General features: G+C 60.0%; 18 protein-coding genes and 1 pseudogene. 13 read left to right on the top strand and 6 right to left on the bottom strand.

Annotated elements, in window-relative coordinates:
- Positions 1 to 7: 7 nt before the first annotated feature.
- Both JOE60_RS15290 and JOE60_RS15285 read right to left on the bottom strand, forming a co-directional pair.
- Positions 8 to 889, bottom strand: a pseudogene (locus JOE60_RS15290) (2-hydroxy-3-oxopropionate reductase); the annotation flags it as partial.
- Positions 890 to 934: 45 nt separating this feature from the next.
- Positions 935 to 1,738, bottom strand: coding sequence for a hydroxypyruvate isomerase family protein (locus JOE60_RS15285; protein WP_167267330.1), 804 nt, complete (start codon positions 1,736 to 1,738; stop codon positions 935 to 937).
- Positions 1,739 to 1,967: 229 nt separating this feature from the next.
- Here JOE60_RS15285 and JOE60_RS18395 point away from each other — a divergent pair, with 229 nt between their 5' ends.
- The 4 genes from JOE60_RS18395 (at position 1,968) to JOE60_RS15275 (ending at position 5,908) form a co-directional block, all read left to right on the top strand.
- Positions 1,968 to 2,132 (top strand): hypothetical protein, encoded by a 165-nt coding sequence (locus JOE60_RS18395; protein WP_239528882.1) that lies wholly within the window; start codon positions 1,968 to 1,970, stop codon positions 2,130 to 2,132.
- A gap of 42 nt (positions 2,133 to 2,174) precedes the next feature.
- Complete coding sequence (locus tag JOE60_RS18390) at positions 2,175 to 2,528, top strand: hypothetical protein (RefSeq protein ID WP_239528881.1); 354 nt, start codon at positions 2,175 to 2,177, stop codon at positions 2,526 to 2,528.
- Entirely contained in the window at positions 2,525 to 3,364 is an 840-nt protein-coding gene (locus JOE60_RS18385; RefSeq protein WP_239528880.1) for a hypothetical protein, read from the top strand. Before JOE60_RS18390 ends, JOE60_RS18385 begins: the two co-directional genes overlap by 4 nt.
- A 261-nt stretch (positions 3,365 to 3,625) precedes the next feature.
- On the top strand, positions 3,626 to 5,908 hold the full coding sequence (locus tag JOE60_RS15275) for a hypothetical protein (protein WP_204814946.1): 2,283 nt from the start codon (positions 3,626 to 3,628) through the stop codon (positions 5,906 to 5,908).
- A 681-nt stretch (positions 5,909 to 6,589) separates the two neighbouring features.
- Here JOE60_RS15275 and JOE60_RS15270 read toward each other — a convergent pair.
- The 4 genes from JOE60_RS15270 to JOE60_RS15255 form a co-directional block, all read right to left on the bottom strand.
- Positions 6,590 to 8,278: a GmrSD restriction endonuclease domain-containing protein gene (locus JOE60_RS15270; RefSeq protein ID WP_167267326.1), complete on the bottom strand. Its 1,689-nt coding sequence runs from the start codon at positions 8,276 to 8,278 to the stop codon at positions 6,590 to 6,592.
- Between the two features lie 232 nt (positions 8,279 to 8,510).
- Positions 8,511 to 9,158 (bottom strand): DUF3223 domain-containing protein, encoded by a 648-nt coding sequence (locus JOE60_RS15265; RefSeq protein WP_167267324.1) that lies wholly within the window; start codon positions 9,156 to 9,158, stop codon positions 8,511 to 8,513.
- 210 nt (positions 9,159 to 9,368) lie between these two features.
- A complete protein-coding gene (locus JOE60_RS15260; protein ID WP_167267322.1) occupies positions 9,369 to 10,175 on the bottom strand; it encodes an abortive infection family protein in 807 nt (268 codons plus the stop codon).
- 246 nt (positions 10,176 to 10,421) lie between these two features.
- Positions 10,422 to 11,285: a TIGR02391 family protein gene (locus JOE60_RS15255; protein ID WP_167267320.1), complete on the bottom strand. Its 864-nt coding sequence runs from the start codon at positions 11,283 to 11,285 to the stop codon at positions 10,422 to 10,424.
- A gap of 387 nt (positions 11,286 to 11,672) precedes the next feature.
- On the opposite strand from JOE60_RS15255, the gene JOE60_RS15250 reads away from it, so the two are divergent.
- From JOE60_RS15250 to JOE60_RS15210, 9 genes are all read left to right on the top strand, one after another.
- Entirely contained in the window at positions 11,673 to 11,954 is a 282-nt protein-coding gene (locus JOE60_RS15250) for a hypothetical protein (RefSeq protein ID WP_167267318.1), read from the top strand.
- A 124-nt stretch (positions 11,955 to 12,078) separates the two neighbouring features.
- On the top strand, positions 12,079 to 12,525 hold the full coding sequence (locus JOE60_RS15245) for a hypothetical protein (RefSeq protein ID WP_167267315.1): 447 nt from the start codon (positions 12,079 to 12,081) through the stop codon (positions 12,523 to 12,525).
- Positions 12,526 to 13,076: 551 nt separating this feature from the next.
- On the top strand, positions 13,077 to 14,072 hold the full coding sequence (locus JOE60_RS15240) for a LacI family DNA-binding transcriptional regulator (RefSeq protein WP_167267313.1): 996 nt from the start codon (positions 13,077 to 13,079) through the stop codon (positions 14,070 to 14,072).
- Positions 14,073 to 14,272: 200 nt separating this feature from the next.
- Positions 14,273 to 15,589 (top strand): extracellular solute-binding protein, encoded by a 1,317-nt coding sequence (locus tag JOE60_RS15235; RefSeq protein ID WP_167267311.1) that lies wholly within the window; start codon positions 14,273 to 14,275, stop codon positions 15,587 to 15,589.
- A 2-nt stretch (positions 15,590 to 15,591) separates the two neighbouring features.
- The gene (locus tag JOE60_RS15230) at positions 15,592 to 16,521 is read left to right on the top strand and encodes a carbohydrate ABC transporter permease (protein WP_167267309.1); all 930 of its coding nucleotides are present in this window, start codon (positions 15,592 to 15,594) and stop codon (positions 16,519 to 16,521) included.
- On the top strand, positions 16,518 to 17,417 hold the full coding sequence (locus JOE60_RS15225) for a carbohydrate ABC transporter permease (RefSeq protein ID WP_167267307.1): 900 nt from the start codon (positions 16,518 to 16,520) through the stop codon (positions 17,415 to 17,417). The genes JOE60_RS15230 and JOE60_RS15225 overlap by 4 nt, the downstream gene beginning before the upstream one ends.
- 37 nt (positions 17,418 to 17,454) lie before the next feature.
- Positions 17,455 to 18,558 (top strand): Gfo/Idh/MocA family oxidoreductase, encoded by a 1,104-nt coding sequence (locus JOE60_RS15220; protein ID WP_167267305.1) that lies wholly within the window; start codon positions 17,455 to 17,457, stop codon positions 18,556 to 18,558.
- 1 nt (position 18,559) lies between these two features.
- A complete protein-coding gene (locus JOE60_RS15215; RefSeq protein ID WP_167267303.1) occupies positions 18,560 to 19,309 on the top strand; it encodes a ThuA domain-containing protein in 750 nt (249 codons plus the stop codon).
- 4 nt (positions 19,310 to 19,313) lie between these two features.
- The gene (locus tag JOE60_RS15210) at positions 19,314 to 20,483 is read left to right on the top strand and encodes a Gfo/Idh/MocA family protein (protein WP_167267301.1); all 1,170 of its coding nucleotides are present in this window, start codon (positions 19,314 to 19,316) and stop codon (positions 20,481 to 20,483) included.

Raw genomic sequence — 20,483 nt, 5'->3', positions numbered from 1 at the left:
GGGGTAATTACTTGCGGCCGCTGAGCTGGAGGACCTGCTTGAAGAGGCCCGAGTGGTCGAGGCCGCCGTCGCCCTGGTTGACGGTTGCGGCGACGAGCTGTGCGACGACTGCGCCGAGCGGGACAGTGACGTTGGCTTCGCGCGCTGCGGAGGTGACGATGCCGAGGTCCTTGTGGTGGAGGGCCAGGCGGAAGCCGGGGTCGAAGTTGCGGTCGAGCATCTTCTGACCCTTCTGCTCGAGGACCTTGGAGCCGGCCAAGCCGCCGCCCAAGACCTTCAGTGCTGCGTCGGTGTCTACGCCGTAGGCCTCAAGGAAGGCGATGGCCTCGCCGAGGACCTGGATGTTGACGGCCACGATCAGCTGGTTGGCTGCCTTGACGGTCTGGCCGGAGCCGGACGGGCCGACGTGGACGATGGTCTTGCCCACTGCGTTGAGGACATCCTGTGCTGCCTCGAAGTCTGCAGCTTCGCCGCCGACCATGATGGACAGGACGGCGTCGATTGCGCCCTGCTCGCCACCGGATACGGGAGCGTCGAGCGGGCGGATGCCGGCTGCTACTGCATCTTCGGAGAGGCGCTTTGCGACGTCCGGGCGGATGCTGGATGCGTCGATCCAGATGGTGCCCTTCTTCGCGTTGGCGAAGACGCCGTCCTTGCCGCTGACTACGCCCTCAACATCGGGGGAGTCCGGGACCATGGTGATGACGACGTCGGCGTCCTTGACTGCGTCCGCGATGCTGGTGGCACCCTGGCCGCCCTCGGAAACGAGCTTGTCGATCTTGTCCTGGCTGCGGTTGAAACCGGTGACCGTGTGGCCGGCCTTGACGAGGTTGATGGCCATGGGGAGGCCCATGATTCCGAGTCCGATGACTGCAACGTTGCTCATTGTGGTTCTCTTTCTGAAAGTCTTTTTTAGCTCAGGTGTGCTGGATGCTTAGTTGGCGTTGGCGCGCTGGCGGATGGCCCAGCTGAAGGCCGTTTCCTGCGGTTCCTTGTACTCGAGGCCGATGTAGCCGTCGTAGCCGAGTTCGCGGCTGCGGGCGATCCATTCGCCGAGGGGGAGCGTGCCGGTGCCGGGAGCGCCGCGGCCGGGGTTGTCGGCGATCTGGATGTGGCCGAAGTCCTTGGCGTGGTTCTCGATGACGGATTCGACGTCGTCGCCGTTGACTGCCAGGTGGTAGAAGTCGGCGAGGAGCTTGATGTTCTGTGCGCCGGATTCTGCCTTGACGCGGGCGATGACCTTGAGTGCGTCTTCGGCGGTGAGGAGCGGGTACTTGGGTGCGCCGCTGACCGGTTCGAGGAGGACGGTGCCGCCGATGCGGGCGACGCCTTCTGCTGCTGCGGCGAGGTTCTTGGCGGCGAGTTCGTCCTGCTCTTCAGGGGTGAACTCGTCCTGGCGGTTGCCATAGAGGGCATTGAAGGCCTTGCAACCCAGGCGCTCACCGATGCCAGCTACGACGTCGATGTTGTCCTTGAACTCGGAGCAACGTCCCTTCCAGGAAATCAGGCCGCGGTCACCGCCAGGCATGTTGCCAGCGTTGAAGTTCAGGCCCGTGAGCTGAACGCCTGCGTCCTTAATGGCGGTTTCGAATTCGGTTGTTTCTTTGTCGGTGGGAACCGAAGTGGCGAAGGGCCACCAGAACTCGACGGCGTCAAAACCGGCTGCCTTCGCGGCGGCGGGGCGCTCGAGCAAGGGCAGCTCCGTCAGGAGGATGGAGCAGTTCACTGTGTACGTCATCGTAGGTCCTTCCGAGGAGGGGCTTGGATCTATCTTCGCTTGCTTGGCTGAGCCTTGGTACTTGGCTTCAGTTTCCGCTTAGTGGAATTTAGATTCTGCTTTATGAAAAGTTTAGGGAAGGTGGGGGTGGGAGTCAAGGGGGCGACGAGACTCATGGAAAAGGTCCGCGGGGGTGGATCCGTTGCCTCATTGGAAAAGGTCCGGTTGGGGCTAGCCGCGGACATTGGTCATGGGCGTCATGGAACTGCGCCGACTGGGCATGGTCAACAAGCCCGCCGTCATCGTCCCGAACCACATGCTCGAACAATTCGCCCGTGAATGGCTGCAGATCTACCCCCGGGCGCGGATCCTCGCCGCATCTTCGGCTGATTTGGCAGGTGACAAGCGCCGGTAGTTCGTTGCCCGTGCAGCCGCGAACCAGTGGGACGCGGTGATCATGACCCGCACCGCCTTCCAGCGGGTAAGCCTCATCCCGGAAGCCGAAGCCGCCTGCATCAACACTGAAGTCATCCAGATGCGAGCCGAGCTGGAAACCGTCGATAACAACGGCCAGGACAACGGACGAGCCAACGCCAGCATCATCAAACGGCTGGAAAAGGCAGTCCTGGCCCAGGAAAAAACCCTCAAAGCCAAACTCGACACTCCCGCCGACCCGGCATCAGCTTCGAGGAAACCGGCATTGAGTACCTCGTTGTGGACGAGCTGCACGACTACAAGAACTTGGAAACACCGTCGAACATCCCCGGCGCCGCGATCACAGGCTCAGCCCGCGCACCCGATCTTCACATGAAGACCGAGTTCCTACGCGAACGCGAAGGACGGCGCGTGATCACCGGTGTCACAGCAACACCGATCGCGAACTCCGTCATGAAAATGTACGTCATGCAACGCTACCTGCGCCCGGACCTGATCCAAGCAGCCGGAATCAAGGACTTCAACACCTGGGCCGCCACGTTCGGCCAAGTCGTTGAAGAAATGGAACTCTCCGTCGCCGGAGGTGACCGGTTCAAACTCAAGAGCCGGTTCGCGAAGTTCCAAAACGTCCCCGAACTGCTGAAGATGTTCCACACCTTCGCCGACGTCAAAACCGCCGAAGACCTCAAACTGCCAGTCCCAACGCTCGCCGCCCGCGACGGGGACGGGCTCCGCCAGCCGAACATGCTCGCCGTCGAACCCAGCCCTGAACTGCGTAACTACATTCAGGACATCGGCAACCGCGTCGACGCTATCCAGCAACGTCTTGTCGCCTCTGAGGAAGACAACATGCTCAAAGTCTCCTCAGACGGCCGCAAAGCCGCCCTGGACATGAGGCTCGTGGATCCCGCACTGTTCCAGCACGGACCCACCAAGATCAGCGCCACAGCCGCCCTGCTGGCCAGCGTGTACGAGGAACACAAAGACCGCATCTACACCGACCCCTCCACCGGGGAAACGGATCCGGTCCCCGGCGCCCTGCAACTGGTCTTCTGTGATTTCGGCACACCCTCGGAGAAGTGGAACGTTTACGGCGAACTCAAAGATCAGCTGCGTCGCCGTGGTGTGCCCGAACACATGGTCCGGTTTATTCACGAAGCCAAGAATGACAACGAGAAGGGTCGCCTGTTCGCAGCTGCCCGCTCCGGATAGATCGCAGTGCTGGTTGGGTCAACATCGAAAATGGGTGTCGGGACGAACATTAGAAGTTTCATGCACTTTGCCGGAGTATCTGCCCTCATCTTTTTCAGTCCCTATGAGTGGTGGCGTGCCTTCAACAACGCCCGGTTGTGTCGGTGCGTCACGGCTTCGGTCCTAAGAGATCGGTACTGATCCGCAGCCCGTGAATAGACGACTGTCCGCGATATGAGGGGCTGCGCCTTCCTGGCATTGCTGAGTCAGTACGATCAAATCATGAGAACTGAGATGGCAGAGGCCCGGGGGAAGGTAACAGTCCGTCCATGGCGGACTGGCTTGCTGGTAGACACAAAATCTCGAGTCGAAGTCCGTGAAGCAATTGCGAACCTCAGCTCGGTATGGGGCGGACGGTCCATGCCGATCTTTGATAAGAACGCAGACATTGAGTCGCTGGAAAAGATGGGAGAGATGTTCGATGTCGACTCGATGTATGCCGAGAATGCAGAGGGTCCGCTCGCCGAGTTTTTGAGGAAGCCGGGTTGGGGTTGGCGAGGTGGTGGGCCATGGGGACCGTTCGGCGAAGAGGGGGAGGAAAGGTTCCGAAAGGGACTTCTTCCGCTTCGGGAAATGCTTGATCCCGTCAAGCTTGTTCAACCCGTTTGGTCTCCGGAAGACCCTGCAGATCTAGTGCTGGCCGCGCTGTGGGGACTCACGGACAGAATTGGTGCACAGTGCCTGCGCCTGCCGCTTTCGGAATTCCTACCGGGGAGGGACCTGGGCGCAGTAGAATGCGCCGCGCTAGCCAAGTCAATGGTGTACACCGACGCCGGCACCCTAATACACCATCGGGGGATTGGGGACAGCATATTCATCCTGCAGCCCGACCTCCCGGGCGACATTGTGGCCTTCTGGAACGCACGAGCATTTGGTTGCAACGTAATTGGAATTCCATCTGAAGGGGATCCGGATCTAGTCAATTTTCTACTCTCCCAACGACTTCCTCGCCACAGAGTGACGATCGGCGGGGAGGAGCAGGAAGTTCTGTTTATCACTGGGGCTGACAAGGCATCGGCTGAAGTGATGAAGGCGATTGAAGCGGCTGCGCATGCCGATGGACTTACGGTTCAGGAAGGGCACTCAGAGTTACTGTCATCCTTCATTTTTGAAGGGCTGGATACAGACTTCACTAAGACCGTTCGAGTGGATTTCCGTCCAGAGGCCCACGGCGTTGATGTTGACCTGCCACAAGTGCCTCTAATGGGTAGTTCCAGACGCTCGTTCATGCGGGGAATTGTGGCTGCGGAAGTTGAACTACGAGAGATCCGCGGCCAAGACCCCCGGTTTACAGCTCAGATCCCACCGTTCCGCCGTCACGCAGCGCTGCTCCGGGACCGGTATAACGTTCACGGCCTTGAACATGTTCGGTCTAGATACGACGGTGTTGTCTTTGGTCTGGATGCCACCTCGGAGCACCTGAGATTTCCCTTTTTATTCTGCCAAGACGTCCTAGGCCTGTTGTTCGACAGCAAAGCGGCCAAGATCAGTCAGTCGGACGTCGGAAAGTTTCAGACACGCGCCGCAGAAAGATTTGGCGGCCCCTATAGCGGAACCTTTAACCAGGCTGGCGTAAGAGCTGCTGTGACGTTGGCCGCAGGAAAGGCGGCCGGCATATCACTTCCCCACCTCCGCAATTGCGTAGAAAAAAACAGAGGGAAATGGCCCCACCCTGTCATGGACAGCGACCTGACCCCGCAAGAGTACGCAACCCGAGCTGTGAACCACTTGTTTCACAGCGGGCTTTTCGTTCCAACCTTAAGAGTCCACTGCAGTCACTGTCGCGTTGACAGCTATGTATCTGTGGAAGGACTGGGTCCTTCAATGTTGTGCGAATTCTGCGGACAGACATACAACTTGGCGCTTTCCCATAGTCTGGCCCTCCCCGAGTGGCGCTACCGACTGGCTGCGCACCTTCGCGCGGACCAGATTGAAGCGCTTCTGCCAGCACTTGCCACTACTTCGGTCCTGCAGCAACTGCGCCATACCGAAAGCATTCCGCCTCTGGTGCTCGGATTTGAGATCACAGTAGAAGGACGAAAGGTCGAAGCAGACATTGCCACCTACCTTGCGGAGCGAGAGTGGCTAGCAGTCCTAGGAGAGGTCAAGACTGCAAACAGAATCGATGCCAAAGACATCGCAAACCTCGAGTTCCTCCGGACAAAACTGACCAAAAATAACGTGAGATCGCTCCTGATCTTCGCAACGCTGAAAACCGAACTCTCTCCGGAAGAGCGTCAAGACCTGCGCGCACACGTTGAACGGTCGACCATGATCAGGACTTCAAGCGGGCAAAACGCTCCCAACCTCCCATTCATTCTAACGGGACCCGACCTTTCACATACCTGGTGGGACGAGGACCATCCCTGGCGGTGGGAGAAGCGGAGTCAGAACGGCATCTTTGACACCGCACTGATCTCATGCGAACGGAATTTGGGACTCGCTAGCTACACGTACGACGAGGACCCCGAGGGAGCAGGCCTTCATTTCATATGGGCTGACTAAACAGGTAGGTCAGAAACGACCGTTTTTGAAGGGACCAGAACAAGCAGAGTCAAAGCAGCGGAGTGTGTTCGTTCGGATGTCTCAGAACTCAAAGCCGATATCAAAGTTGGTCACATCGAGTATGGAAGGTTTGTGACCTCCTGGACATGCCGGCCCAGCGTCAAGACGAGCCATTCGAGTTAGACGGACCCTTAGCCCCAACGCTTCCGAGGGACGTTGGCGCGAACGTCTGCAGCCTGAGTCTCATCCAGCACCCAGCGTTGGTACTTGGGGTGGTCTGGGTATTTCTTGCGCAGGTAGTCTCGCACGACCTTCCCCGGCCTTTGCTCGTTGGTATAGCCGAGTTCTCGAGCAAGTCCAGAAGGGTCATATGTAGCCACGACACTGAGTCTAGTTGTAGGACGGTGCCTAGATAGGACCGGTTCGGCGTCGGCGCAGCCGTTTGCCGTCTGGAGTCCTGCGTTGTCTTGAAAAGGTAATGCCTTCTGAGACAGGGCTGCAGCTGCGGCCTGCACGCCAGCTACTCAGGATCTCCGCGCACCATCGCGTCTCGTTTAGTCGTCTCGCCGTGAAGCGTCTCAGTATTGACGGGGAAGGGGTTCCCGAGCGGTGGAACGTAAGGGGGATCCCTCACTGGACATCCGGAATCGCGGGGGTGATGGCGTCTTCGAACGGGCGTAATTATTGGATTTCGCTAAGCCCGAGGAACTTGTTGATTTCTCTGGTTAGCGCATTGCGCCTGTTTTCGATGAATTTCTCGAAGCGTTCGGGGGCACCCGTTCCGTCTGGGAACTCGACCAGCTGTGCCTTCAGGACCTTTTCAGGGAACCAAGAGGCGTACTCCATAGGAGCTTGGGCGCTGATTTCTTTGTTCGTCCGGGCCCCAATGAAGGCAAGGTTGGCGATGTCGTCAACGAGACGAGGGTCGAGGTCTTTTCTCGCCTCGCGCATGTATGCTTTCGGGAAGATGTGGTGGAACTCGATCTTGTCCGCTTTGTCAGCGTGTTTCGGACTGATCTTGAGGTTTGTTGTCCAGTCTTGGGCTCCGTTCGCGCGGAATGCCAGAAACATCGTCTTAAACGCGCCGCTTCGCGCAGTACGGCCCGCCAGATCGGCGGGGGTGAACGCAAGCCTCCCGACTTGTTGGACAAGCCGCTGGTTCAGTTCGGCTGCCCCACCACCCTCCCTGAGCGCGGCTAGATCCTGGTCCAGAAGAGTTTCGCTGGAGCCGCGCGAGTATCGGCCTTTGGCGTTCGCTGTCAGGAACCATTGGGAGAAGTTCTGAGCGTCTTCTGGTGCACTCCTGTAGCCGCGCTGGTCCGCCCAATAAGCGAGGGTAATCAGAAGGAATGGAGAGGAGAGCAGGGATGGGCTGTCGATGTGAAGGTTATTCTTGGCGAAATCGATGGCGAAGTTCAGCGCGCGCATGGTCCGCTCCCAGCCGTCCTCGAGTTGGCTGCGGCTCAGGGAGCCTACTGTAAGGAACCTCGACTGGCCTGTGATGAGGGAGACGAGGGTCTTGAGGTGGACACCGAGATCGAGATCGAACCCGCGGCCGGCAAGCAGAGCTTGGTATGCGTTGAACATCGCCAAGGAGCCATTCCATTTCGCGGTTATCTGCGCCAGCGCCAGGTCAGAGCTGCGCAGCTTGGTGCCCAGCGAGTTGACCCGAACGAAGATCTCAGTAACTTCCTCGTAGGATTTCGTGGATTCGAGGACATCGACACGGTACTCGTAGTTCTCGATCGCTTTGAGTGCCTTTAGTCGGGCGCTGTACTTGCTATATCTGGGGTCGCCAAAGCCGGTTAGCCCGACCTGTTGGAGGATCTCTCCCTCCTCCTTCTTGAACACGTCAGTCACTCTTATCCAGTTGGGCAGGGCAAGCAATTGGTTGCTCGCCACGACGAAAGTGCGGCGCTTGACTCGCGTCAGAAGGTCGTCTTCTGCCTCATCCGGATCGTCCGCATCCTCGTTGCTTTCTGAATCATCCCCGACTTCCGTGATGAATGTCAGCTCATCGGGATGATCGAGGTTGAAGAGGATCTCTACAGGCCGGCTTCTATTTTTTACCTTCACTGGCTCGCCGCGCAGGACCGCCGACAGTGACGTAAGGCGCTGCTGTCCGTCCAGAAGCAGCAGAGGCTTCATGCCGCCCGCTTCCGTGGCCACTGCGAAATCGGTCGTTTCCACATGTCCGGCTGGCTCCCAGGTAAGGATGACTCCAGAAGGATAGCCTCGATAAAGAGAGTCGAGGAGGTCACGAACTTTCGTGGCGGTCCAGACGTACTTCCGCTGCATCTCAGGGAGTTGGAGTTCTCTCCGGGCGATCTTCTCGACCAGTACACTCACTTTGTAGTCAACCTTCGCCACGTAGTCGTTCTCCTGATCCGCTATCTAGTTCGGGCAGCAATTCTCAGTCTCGACAATAGCTGCCACCGAGCCTTCGTGACCGCATCTGGCGGTCGCTCCGCAATTCTGCAAGCGAAAGCGCTCTGTGACGTCTCCGAACGCCCTCGAAGGATCTTTCAGCACACATTGGCGGGAATCCAAAAGCCCGTACCTGTCGAAGTCAACTGGTCGAATAAGCGAGCTCCACCAGGTCCTAACGCTCGCGTCGCAAAACGATCGCCAATCCCTCCAAGTGTCCGTTCTGAAACTCTCTCCACCGGTCAGCAAGATCGCGGTCCGCCAGTCGGAATCCGGATTCCGTATCGTGCTTTATCAGTTCAACGGCCTCGTAGGTCAATCCTTCGGACGCCAGGAACCTCTGGTGCAGCTGTGCCCTCGGCGGATTCAAGTGCACGACATCGGCCATGGTCTTCTCTGGGATCTCCCTTGCAGTCAATGCACACTGAACTGGCCCGCTGGCAAATGCAGCTGTACGGAAGTTGCGAGTAATCTCCAAAGCCTCTCTGGTCAGGGCTTCTGCCACCAACGCTTGTTGCTTAGGTGGGCTTATGACATCCGTGTAACTGAAAAGGACAAGTTCGTCCCGGTCGCGTTGCTTCGCGCGGAAGCCCTTCGATGTGTATCCGAGATCTTTGTTCGAGGCAACAACCCAGTATTCGATTCCGTCGCCGATCTTGTCAGCAGCCGCAGGGTGCTCCCTAGCTAAGGCGGTGAGCAGACTAGACACGAATGAGTCTGTGACTCTTTCGTCGGCTTCGAGCTCCTCTAAAACGGTCTTTAGGAGTTCCCGGACCTCGCGTTTCGTGCGGAAGCTAAATTCTCCGACCTCGTACTTTTTCATTGCTCCCAGCTTCTGTACTCGAACTATCGTCTGAACCATCATCTCCGTGGAAATCGTCGAAGACCACTTCCAAGCTGACCTTTTCCTTCAATCAAGGCATCTGGGTGCTTCGGCTTGCCAGCCACCGTCAACAGGAACACGGTCAGGCCTGCATGGTCACCGAGGCCGTCTTAGGCCACCTGGACCCTCCAAAGACGTCACCACGGCTGCCTATTTGCCCATTTGGCGGTCATGAGTTGTGAGCATTAGCTCGGCCACGTGCGTTGCTTCGCGGATTACGTAGCGCGCCGCTTCCGTCGTGACCCCTGTAGGGAGTGTTCTGCCGTGGCCCGTTCCCTGAAGATTCCGCAGCTCGTTGACGGCAATAACTGTTTTCTTGGCAGACCTGTAAATTTCGCGGATCTGTTTTGTCCCTTCCGCGGAATCACTGACGACAGCAGGAAGCAGAGCCAATCGTTCAAACGACAGGTCCACTAGGCCTGGGAAAGGGATACGTGGGTCTGGATACAAACCACCTTCCTCTAGTACAAACTTGGCGATTGCCTCGATCAATTCTTTGGCGCCTCCGAGCAACGCTGCCGGGTCGTCTATGTTCCTACGCAGTCGTTCCAGCTGCTCGTCTAAGGCTGACCGTCCACCGGTTTCAAGATCGATCTTCCCCAAATGCTCCAGCCTCCCGTCTTCCGACAGCCCCCAGCCGGCGTGCGTCAATGCTGCGCGTAGGCCGTTGACCCGTTGACTATCCTGTGACGTGCTGAAACTACCGTGCAGCCGAAGCGCGTCGAGTAGCTCCTCGCACAGCTTTCGAGCGCTGGCGGCCTTACGCGCTCCGGCCCGACAAACAGCGAGCACGCGGTGCTGCTTGTTTGGGGTTTGAGTTGTGGGGTTGTAAGGGTCATGCTCCGATAACCCTGAGGCTACAAATGCCTGCGTAAGTACTGTGTGGGAAGGCCCTTCGCCTCTGAAAAAAAATTGCCCAATAGCTGCGGCGATCTCGCCGTTAAGGGGTGCGCTCATGACCCAATTGTCGCTGAGTAGGCACGATAGCCCTGCTTGTGTTTGGGCTGGAGCCTCACACGAGGCAACAGTGGATATTCCGCCATACTGCAGGATTTCAAGGCATCGTGGCCGGCTGCTCGGAATCCTGCACGGTTGACTTTTCGAGCGTGACGGTGGTTTTTCGACGACATCGCCTCCGATGACAGCCACCCAATCCTGCAACTTAAGGTGCACAACGCTCAGCGGGCGACCGTAACCGTTCCTCTAGCGGACAGGATCGCTTTCGAAGCGGTCTACCTGGCACTGGTCAAGTAGGTGAGCGAGAAAGCTATACGCGGCAAGGCGCTCCATTGCTTGCTGCTCAGTGAGCTCATCTCTGGTGTGGGTAGTCACATTTCTAACAGTCAGATTCAGCCCTGTAGCTAAGGCATTCAATGCTTTCGCGAGAGGTTCGAGGCCGCCGCGCATGCTCTTGGCCGTTTTGTCGTCGGCCGGTCCGGGCCAGACAAGCTTGGGTCGACCAGAGCCAGCCTCACCTGATGACAGAGTCTGCTGCCAGAACACGGTGTCGTCGACGTCATTGCGGCCAAGCTTTTGCTTCCAGTGGACGGTCAGCCCTTCAGCAGCTTCGCGGACGGCAACTCGGAACTGGTGAGCTGTCCAGTGGGCAGCTGCCCCGGACCAGATCACGGGGTGCAGGTGGGCAGGGGAAAAGCTTGGCAGGCTCGAGTCGGCGGTGCTCTGCGCGTCGATGAGCATTGCTTCTAGCCGTCCCTTGACGTTCGCGCTGGTCATCCGAACATCGCGCGGTGCAAGAGGAGCCCTCGGGGATGACATGAACGACCAGTTTGAAATGGGATCGATAAGACCCAGTCCTGCAACGGAAATGTAGGCACCAGTTACGGCGACCGCGCGTGCTGCGAGCCCGGCGGCCTCCGCGACTTCGAGCTCGAGGAGGAGGACCTGTGAAGAATCAACTCCGTCTTTTTTCCAGACAGTTGGGAAAAGACCACGGGAAGAAACATGGTCAGATTCTTGTTGCGTTTCCATCCACGCGTTGAAGGCCGCATCGAACCGACCTACAGCGTTGAGTAGGCGTCGCAGATAGTCCTCACCGTAGTCGCTCAAAATTAACCCTCGTGTTCAAAGCTTGCGTCTCATGTCCAAGCTTCAGATTATGCCGAGTCACCACCAAGGTGCCCGTTGGCCGGTCTCTCACCGTGCCAGCGAAGCGCTCATGGGGAAACGGGTCGGGAGACATCCAACATAGCGGCCCCTTGGGGGATAGCGGCCCCTTGGGGGCAGCGGGGCCGGCGTGATTCGGCTACCTCTGACCTGCATCTTCCAATGCCCACCATGTATCAGACGTTCCGTGTACAAGAAGTTAGGTGCAACCGATCGTTTGTGCCACCCTTCCCAGCAAGTAGCAATCAAACGTTGAGCAGAATTACAGCTGGGAGACGATTCGTTTCCTCCCTTGGGTTAGCCGGGCATCGGGTGCTGTAGCATCGCGATATGGCTACTAAGACGACATGGATATCCGACGGCGATGAGTGGGTATTTGAGGAGGGCGAACTCGCGAAGGTAACGCTGCGAGGCCAGAGTCGCCAGATATCTGCTGATTTCCGAGTACTGAAAGTCATCAACGGGGCTACGGTAGAAACCGACTTGAAGGGTCTTTCGAGGTACGGCTGGCTTGGACCCGTCGTGAGTTGGGCGGGAGATTTCAAGCTTGAGGTCGACGATAGCGACGGTGACACTGCAAGCTCCGGCGAGGGCGAGGAACCCATCAGCTGACTTTGGCCCGCAACTGTGATCGCAGCCAGTGGAAACCTGAGCGCGTAAAGATACTTAATGATTGAAGAAAGTGCCCTGCGCCTGGCGCGCCCTACCACCCCAGATCGGACGGCGAGTCTGAAGCATGACCAAGCTTAGGTGGGTGCTGGCGGAAACGACCCTCGTCAATGGACGGTGGCAGCCCAACTACGCCGATGATATCGGCTTTACTCCCTCCATGTGGTTAGAGCGCTCAATGGGGCGCACCGATCACCAATGGCGGTCGTACTCGCTAGACGGAGACAACGAGGTGGCGCGCATGCTGCTAACCCCCACGTACTCGAGCCACACGCATAGGCGGGCAACCCGAGCCGTCTTACTCGACGCGATCGAGGTTCGTGCGGACATGCAGCGCAGCGGGGCTCAGATCGGCCGGATGGTCATTAAGGAACTCGTGGATGATTACCGCAATTGGGAGATCTATGCTGGTCCCACTGAGTCATCGGCGCTTTTCTGGGACAAGAAGCTAGGCTGGCCCAGATGCGACTGCAACGATTGCTACGGCCGCGACTTCGTCGTCTGGCGGCCGTAGCGGTACCCGGATGAGTGGAATGCGTCTTTAGTTCGATCTCCGGCCACAATATGCGCCAAACGAACTTCCGCCCTAAGCCCATTGGCGTAACGATCACTACCGAGCGTCGCCACGAAGCGTACAAAATCCACATCCGCGAGACTGGGCACCTTCAAGCCACTTGCCAAGCCTGGCTGTCCCGTCCTAACAAACGATCCTTTGACAGGAGCCCTCTCCTGACGTCATGGTCAATCCATATGCCCTTGTATCAGTGGTTTGCGATGTCCGAGCAAACTGTCTCATGTTGATTTTCTCAATGTTGATGAGTTCACGCCTTTGACGAGACTTTGGCAGGTGGTGTTGGTTCGTTGTTTAGCGTAGTGGCACGGCACGCCCCATCCCCGAGTCGGTACCCTTATGACCGCTTTCAGTGATCGCGCCAGCGGTGTAACTTCGACTGACCCATCAGCCCACATCGCTCTCCATACTCCAGATATGCTGAGGAGCGCCTGTGGGCACGGAAGTTGCATGGCGGCAAGGACCATCGTCACTGCTCGCGGAAGGATAATCGTATGGCTCGGCCCACAGTTCAGGACGTCGCCAAAACGGCGGGTGTGTCCGTGGGGACGGTGTCGCGCGTTCTGAATGGTAGTTCGGCTGTCAGTTCGTCGGCCAAGGAGAAGGTCAACGCCGCCATAAAGGAGCTCAGCTACCGCCCTCTCGCCTCAGCAAGGGATCTCCGGAGAGACCGCACAATGCGCGTCCTGGCACTCGCCAAGAACCTGGATTCGCTCGTGATCAGTGAAGTTTTCCGAGGTGTCGGCGACGCCGCGGCGGACTCGGGCTACGTCAGCCTCATTGCAGCGACCGACGGAGACCTCGACCGCGAACAGCAACTCGTCGACATGCTGCGCAACGGCTCCGTGGACGGCTTGGTGATCTTCTCGCCAACGATGCCGGACGATGACGTCAACACAGTTGCCGAGCAAATGAGCGTTGTCCAGGTCTGTGAAATCGTCGACGCCGAGGCGGCATTCGGTGTGTCGATCGATGACCGCCAGGCCGCTTACGACATCACCAAGCACCTCATTGACACCGGTGCCAAGAAGCTGGCCATGCTCGCTCATAGAGGCGCCCGCTCCGGCCGGCTGCGCGAGGAGGGCTTCCGCCAGGCACTCAAGGAAGCAGGCTTGGAAGAAGACCAGATCCTGCTGGGAGAGGGCAACTTCGGGTTCCACGCCGGTCGTAGTCTCACAAAGAAGCTCCTGGAGACGAAAGACCTTCCGGATGCAGTCTTCTGCGGAACCGACGTAGTCGCAGCAGGTTGCGTCCGTGAACTCACGGACGCCGGACTACGAGTTCCACAAGACATTGCCGTAGCCGGTTTCGACGACTCGGCCCAAGCAGAAATGTGCGTCCCGGAGCTGACCACCGTCCGTCAACCCGCCTACGAGATGGGCCGCGTGGCCTTCGCTGAACTCCTGGAGCGGATGACCGTCGAGGGTTCACATCGCAAGGGACGAACCTTCCTCCCGCACGAACTCGTCATACGAGACTCCACCAAATAAAGAGGGTTGACAGCCCTCCGTGGTCCCTGTCACACTACTTTGGAATCGATTCCACGGCCGTAAGGCCGATTCTTTTGAACACATTTGGAATCGATTCCATGGATCACAAGAACCACCGGCAAAGAAGCCACCCTCAGTACGCGGGACAGCCAAAACGCGTCCTGAACCCCACTCGCCCACAGCCACCAAAGGAGCCACTTGTGGACTTGAACCGACCTGCTCTCCCGCTCCAGACCAGCGCCGCATCACCGCGAAACCGAAAAGCACTGGCAGCGACCGCACTAGCCGCGGCCCTCCTCCTCAGCGCGTGCGGCGGGGGAGCCGCACCCCAAGGCGCCGAGCTACCGGCAGCTGCCGATCCGGCGTCGGGCGCTAATGCCAGCGGTGCCGTCAACATATGCGGCGTCAAGGACGCGAGCGGCATCTACAAGGGCACGGCGGAGGCGTTCACCAAGGCAAACGGCAAGGTCACGGCCAAGTACACCGAGATCGGCGCCACCACGGATGAAGCCCGCACGCAGATCGTGCAGCGGCTCGAAGGCAAGTCCACCGAGTGTGACCTCTTCATCACGGACGTCATCTGGACCTCCGAGTTCGCCTCCCAAGGTTGGCTGTTGGACCAGACCAAGCTGGTGGAGGCCAACAAGGACCGGCTCATTCCCTCCACAGTGGAAACCACCAAGTACCAGGACAAGTACTGGGCCTCGCCGTTCTTCACCAACGCGGGATTGATCTACTACCAGAAGGACAAGGTAGCCAAGCCCGAGTCCTGGCAGCAGCTCTACGCGGAAGCCGCCAAGGCTCCCGGCAACGGCTTCGTCTACCAGGGCAAGCAGTACGAGGGCCTCACGGTGAACTTCCTCGAAATGCTCTACAGCGCAGGCGGCGAAGTGCTCAACGAGCAGGGCGACGTCAAGATCGACTCCAAGGAAACCCGCGACGTCCTCAACTTCATGAGCGACGGACTCAAGAACGGTTCCGCCGACCGCGCAGTCCTGACTTACAACGAAGACCCGGCCCGCCTCGCCTACGAGTCCGGAGACTTCGGATACCAGCGCAACTGGCCGCACGTGTACCGTCTGCTCAACGCGACACCGCTGGCATCAAGCATCGCGGTCGCGCCGCTGCCGGCTTGGGAAGGCGGCAAGGCTTCCGGCGTGCTGGGCGGCTGGAACCTCGCGATCTCGGCCCACTCCACCAACCAGGCCGGGGCTGTCGCGTTCATCGACTACGCCACCAGTCCGGAGTGGCAGAAGCACGTGGCCATGGACTACTCCCAGGCACCCGTCAACGAAGCTGCCTACTCTGACGCTGCGGTACTGCAGAAGATGCCGTTCGCCACGGAACTCCTCGCCTCGGTGAAGGGTGCCAAGCCGCGCCCGATCTCCCCGGTCTACCCCCAGATCTCCCAGGCGATCTACAAGAACGTCTACGCCGTTCTTTCCGGCACCGCATCCACCGAGGAAGCCGTGCAGAAGATGACCGAGGAAATCACCACCGCCAAGGCGAGCTTCTAGTCATGACCATCAAAACAATCCCGCCAAGCCGCACAAGCGGTCGCGACCGCGCCGAACGCAAGCTCGCGTTTCGCATGACCGCTCCGTCGCTGGTCATCATGGCGCTGGTGGCGGCGGTCCCCATCGGCTACGCGATCTGGCTCTCGTTGAACCAGTACAGCGTCCGCACCGCAGGCCTGTCCCGCTTTGTCGGACTGGAAAACTACATCACCGCCCTCACCAGCAGCGAGTGGTGGGCGGCGTTCGGCCAGACCTTCCTCTTCGCGGGTCTCTCCGTCAGTTTGGAACTCGTCCTCGGCACGGCCATGGCGCTCCTGCTGAACCTCGCGTTCAAGGGCCGCGCCGTCCTGCGCACCGTGGTTCTGCTGCCGTACGCGATCATCACCGTGGTAAGCGCCATCACTTGGCAGACGATGTTCCAGCCCAACATGGGCCTGGTCACCAACGTCCTCTCCACGCTGGGGCTGCCGGGCGGCGACGTTGTCTGGCTCGGTGAGCACGGCTATGCGATGGCCGTGATCGTCATGGCCGACGTCTGGAAGACCACGCCCTTCGCGGCGCTCATCATCCTGGCCGGCCTGCAGGTCATCTCCGCCGAAACGTACGAGGCCGCGGAACTCGACGGCGCCAGCAAATGGCAGACCTTCGTCAACATCACCCTGCCGCTCCTGCGCCCGGCAATCGTCCTCGCCGCGATCTTCCGCACCATGGATGCCCTCCGCGTCTTCGACCTGCCGTTCGTCCTCACCCGCGGTGCCAACGGCACCGAATCCATGTCCATGCTCGCCTACACGCAACTGCGCGAAAACCGGCTGGTGGGCGAAGGATCGGCGCTGTCCATCCTGACCTTCCTCACCGTCATGGCGGTCTCGGTCATCTACGTCCGCTTCGCCGGCGGCAACATCCGCGACGTCGCGAAGGAGGAACAATGAGCACGCTGATTGCAGAACGCCCGACGGCGGAACTCGCCACGCGCCCCAAGGCGCCGAAGCGTCGCTTGCGTGGGGAATCGAAACTGCATCCACTGGTGTGGGTGTTCGTGGTGGCCGTCATGGCTTTCTCGCTCATCCCGTTCTACTGGCTGGTGAACACCTCGCTCAAGAAGGGCGCGAGCCTGTCCCAAGGCGAGCTCTTCCCGAGCCAGCCGACACTCGAGAACTATCTGGTGGTCTTCCAGAACCCCGAGTTCCTCCTGGCCTTGCGCAACTCGGTGATTATCGCCGTCGTGACTACAACCGTGGCGCTGGTGTTCGCGTCCTTCGCCGCCTATGCGCTGGCCCGGTTGAAGATGCGCCGCAAGGCGATGATCCTGACGCTGATCCTCTCGGTCACCACGTTCCCGGCCATCGCCATCGCGGCGCCGATGTTCTCCATCTGGCGCGAGATCGGGCTGTACGACACCTTGCTCGGCCTCATCATCCCGAAGCTGACGTTTGCGTTGCCGCTGGCGATCTACACGCTGACGTCGTTCTTCAAGGAGATCCCGCGTGAGCTGGAGGAATCCGCGTACATGGATGGCGCTACGCCGTTTGTCGCCTTCCGCAAGGTGATCCTGCCGCTGGCGGTTCCCGGCCTGGCGACCACGGCGATCCTGGTGTTCATCTCGGTCTGGAACGAATTCCTCCTGGCCGTCACTCTGACCACCTCTCCGGAATCCCGTCCCGTCCCGGTGGCGATTGCCTTCTTCAGCGGCACCAGCGAGTTCGACCAACCCCTCGGCACCATCAGCGCAGCGTCGGTGATCATCACTGTCCCGCTCGTGATCCTGGTGCTCGTGTGCCAGAAGCGCATCGTTTCCGGCATGACGGCCGGCGCCGTCAAGGGCTAACCCCAAACCTAGTAACAACAGAAAGAACAGGAACAACGTGAGCATTCAGCAGCAGGCCCCGTCCACAACCCTCAAGGTGGGAGTTGTGGGCATCGGTTGGGCCGGCCAGCAGCACCTCAAGGCGTACAGCAATATCGACGGCGTCGAGATCGTCGCCGTCGCCGGTATGGAACCTGATCTTCTTGCCCAGCTGAAGGAGGAATACAGCATTCCCCACGCCTTCGCCCGCTGGGAGGACATGATCGAGCTCGAAGGCCTGGACGCCGTCAGCGTCGCCGTGCCGACGTTCCTGCACGCACCCATCGCGATTGCGTCGCTCGAGCGGGGACTGCATGTGCTGAGCGAAAAGCCGTTGGCGCGCAACGCCGTCGAAGGTCAACAGATGGTGGACGCCGCCCGTAAGGCCGGCCGCGTCCTGGACGTCGCGTTCAACCACCGCCGCCGCGGCGACATCCAGGCGCTCAAGGAAGTGATAGACGCCGGGACGCTGGGTCGCCCGTACTACGCCAAGGCATCGTGGCTCCGGCGCCAAGGCATTCCGATGCTGGGCAGCTGGTTCACCAACCCGGAACTCGCCGGTGGCGGTCCGCTTGCTGACATCGGCGTGCACGTCCTGGACTACTCGCTGCACCTCCTGGGCGAGCCCAAGGTGCTGGCCGTCTCGGCGTCGACCCATTCCGAACTCGGCCCGCGCGGCCTCGGCGGCAACGCCCGCTACACGGCGTCGAACTCCAGCCACAAGTTTGAAGTGGAAGACTTCGCCTCCGCGTTCATCCGGCTGGAAGGCGGCGGGACCCTGATCCTGGAAGCTGGTTGGGCCACGTACCGCGACGAGCGGGACCTGATGGACTTCACCGTTTACGGGACCGACGGCGGAGCGGACTTGCGCTCGGTCGGCGCCTCCGAGAACCCGGTCGCGGATGTCCATGTTTTCACCGAGAAGGACGGTGAGAACGCCGACTTCGAGGTGGTGGCCGAGCCCGGGCGAGCCCACCAGGCCGTCGTCGACGATTTCATTGCCGCCGTCCGCGGTGGCGAGACCGTGTGGGGAAGCCACGACGGTTCGCTCGCCCTCAGCCGGGCCCTGGTGCTCGACGCCTGCTACAAATCCGCCCTCGAACAACGTGAAGTGGTGCTCTGAAATGTCTGATGCGAAATTGAAGATTGTTGTCTGGAACGAGGCCGTTCACGAGGCCCGCAACGAGCCCGCCACGATCGGCGAGATGTACCCCGAAGGGATCCACGGCGCTATTGCCGCCGGACTGCGCGGCTTCTACCCAGACTCCGAAATCACGACGGCCACCTTGGCTGATCCCGAGCACGGGCTCTCCGAGGAAGTCCTGGAGCAGACCGACGTGCTGCTGTGGTGGGGGCATATCGCCCATGGGGAAGTCGCTGAGGAAGTAGTGGAGCGCGTACAGCGCCACGTCCTCGGCGGCATGGGCTTGGTGGTGCTGCACTCGGGGCACTTCGCCAAGATCTTCACCCGGCTGCTGGGCACTACATGCTCGCTGAAATGGCGAAATGAGGGCGAACGCGAGCTGGTGTGGACGGTCAAGCCGTCGCACCCGATCGCAGCCGGCGTTGAGAGCCCGATCGTCATTCCGCAGCAGGAAATGTACGGCGAACTGTTCGATATCCCAGAACCCGACGACCTGATCTTCATCAGCTCGTTTACCGGGGGAGAGGTGTTCCGCTCCGGTGTGACCTTCTCCCGCGGCAAGGGCCGGATTTTCTACTTCAGCCCCGGCGATCAGGAATACCCCGTGTACCACCAGCCGCAGATCCAGAAGGTCATCGCCAACGGGGTTGGCTGGGCGGCGCAGCCTGGTGTCTTCCGGGAGGCGCCCGAGGTTTCCAACCCTTCGCGGGGCTGGTTCGAGGGGGCGTAGGACGATGAGCACTTCCCTTCCTCCCGCGGGCCGTCCGCTGGGTGTGGCCGCCATTGGCTACGCCTTCATGGGCAAGGCCCACTCGAATGCGTGGCGGAACGTGGCCAGCTTCTTCGACGTCCCGGCCTTCGAACAGAAAGTGCTGGTTGGCCGGGACGCCTCGGCGGTGGCCGAAGCCGCCGCCAAGTACGGTTGGGCCGAGTCAGCTACCGACTGGCGTTCCGTGATTGCGCGGGACGACATCGACATTGTGGATATCTGCGCGCCGGGTTGGATGCACGCGGAGATCGCTCTGGAAGCTCTGGCTGCCGGGAAGCATGTGCTCGTGGAGAAGCCGCTGGCCAACACTCTGGAAGAGGCTGAGTTGATGGCGGACGCTGCTGCTTCGGCGCGCGCCCGGGGCGTGCAATCGATGATCGGCTTCAACTACCGTCGCGTCCCTGCACTCGCATTGGCCCGCGAACTGATTGCCGAAGGACGTCTCGGAACCGTGCGGCACGTCCGTGCCGCCTACCTGCAGGACTGGCTTTCCGACGTCGACGCCTCCATGAGCTGGCGGCTCCGCAAGGAGACGGCCGGGTCCGGGGCGCTCGGCGACATCGCCTCCCACGCCATCGACCAAGTCCAATACCTGACGGGTCAGACCGTTACTGAGGTGACCGGAACGTTGAGAACTTTCGTGGCCGAGCGCCCCGGTGCCGCTGGGCTGGAGAAAGTGACAGTCGACGACGCCGCGTGGGCCACTTTGGGCCTGACCGGCGGCTTCAGCGCGTCGGTAGAAGCGTCACGAGTGGCTACGGGACAGAAGAACTCACTGAAGATAGAAATCTATGGATCGTTGGGGTCTTTGACGTTTGATCTGGAGAACCTGAACGAACTCGGCTTTCTGGACGCCACACTTCCCGTGCGGGAGCAAGGGTTCCGGCGGATCCTGGTCAACGAACCCGAGCATCCTTACGCTGCGGCGTGGTGGCCACAGGGGCACATCATCGGTTGGGAGCACACGTTCACGCACCAGGTCCGCGACTTCCTCCTTGCCGTTCGCGACGGAAGCCAGCCATCGCCGTCGTTCGATGACGGGCTCCAAATCCAGCGGGTGCTGGCCGCCGTCGAGGAGTCGGCACGGAACAGGAGTGTGGTGACGGAGGTGAAGGAACCGGTTCGGGTTAGTTAG

Source organism: Paenarthrobacter ilicis (assembly GCF_016907545.1).
GTDB classification, from domain to species: domain Bacteria; phylum Actinomycetota; class Actinomycetes; order Actinomycetales; family Micrococcaceae; genus Arthrobacter; species Arthrobacter ilicis.
This window is presented reverse-complemented; position numbering and strand designations above follow the sequence as displayed.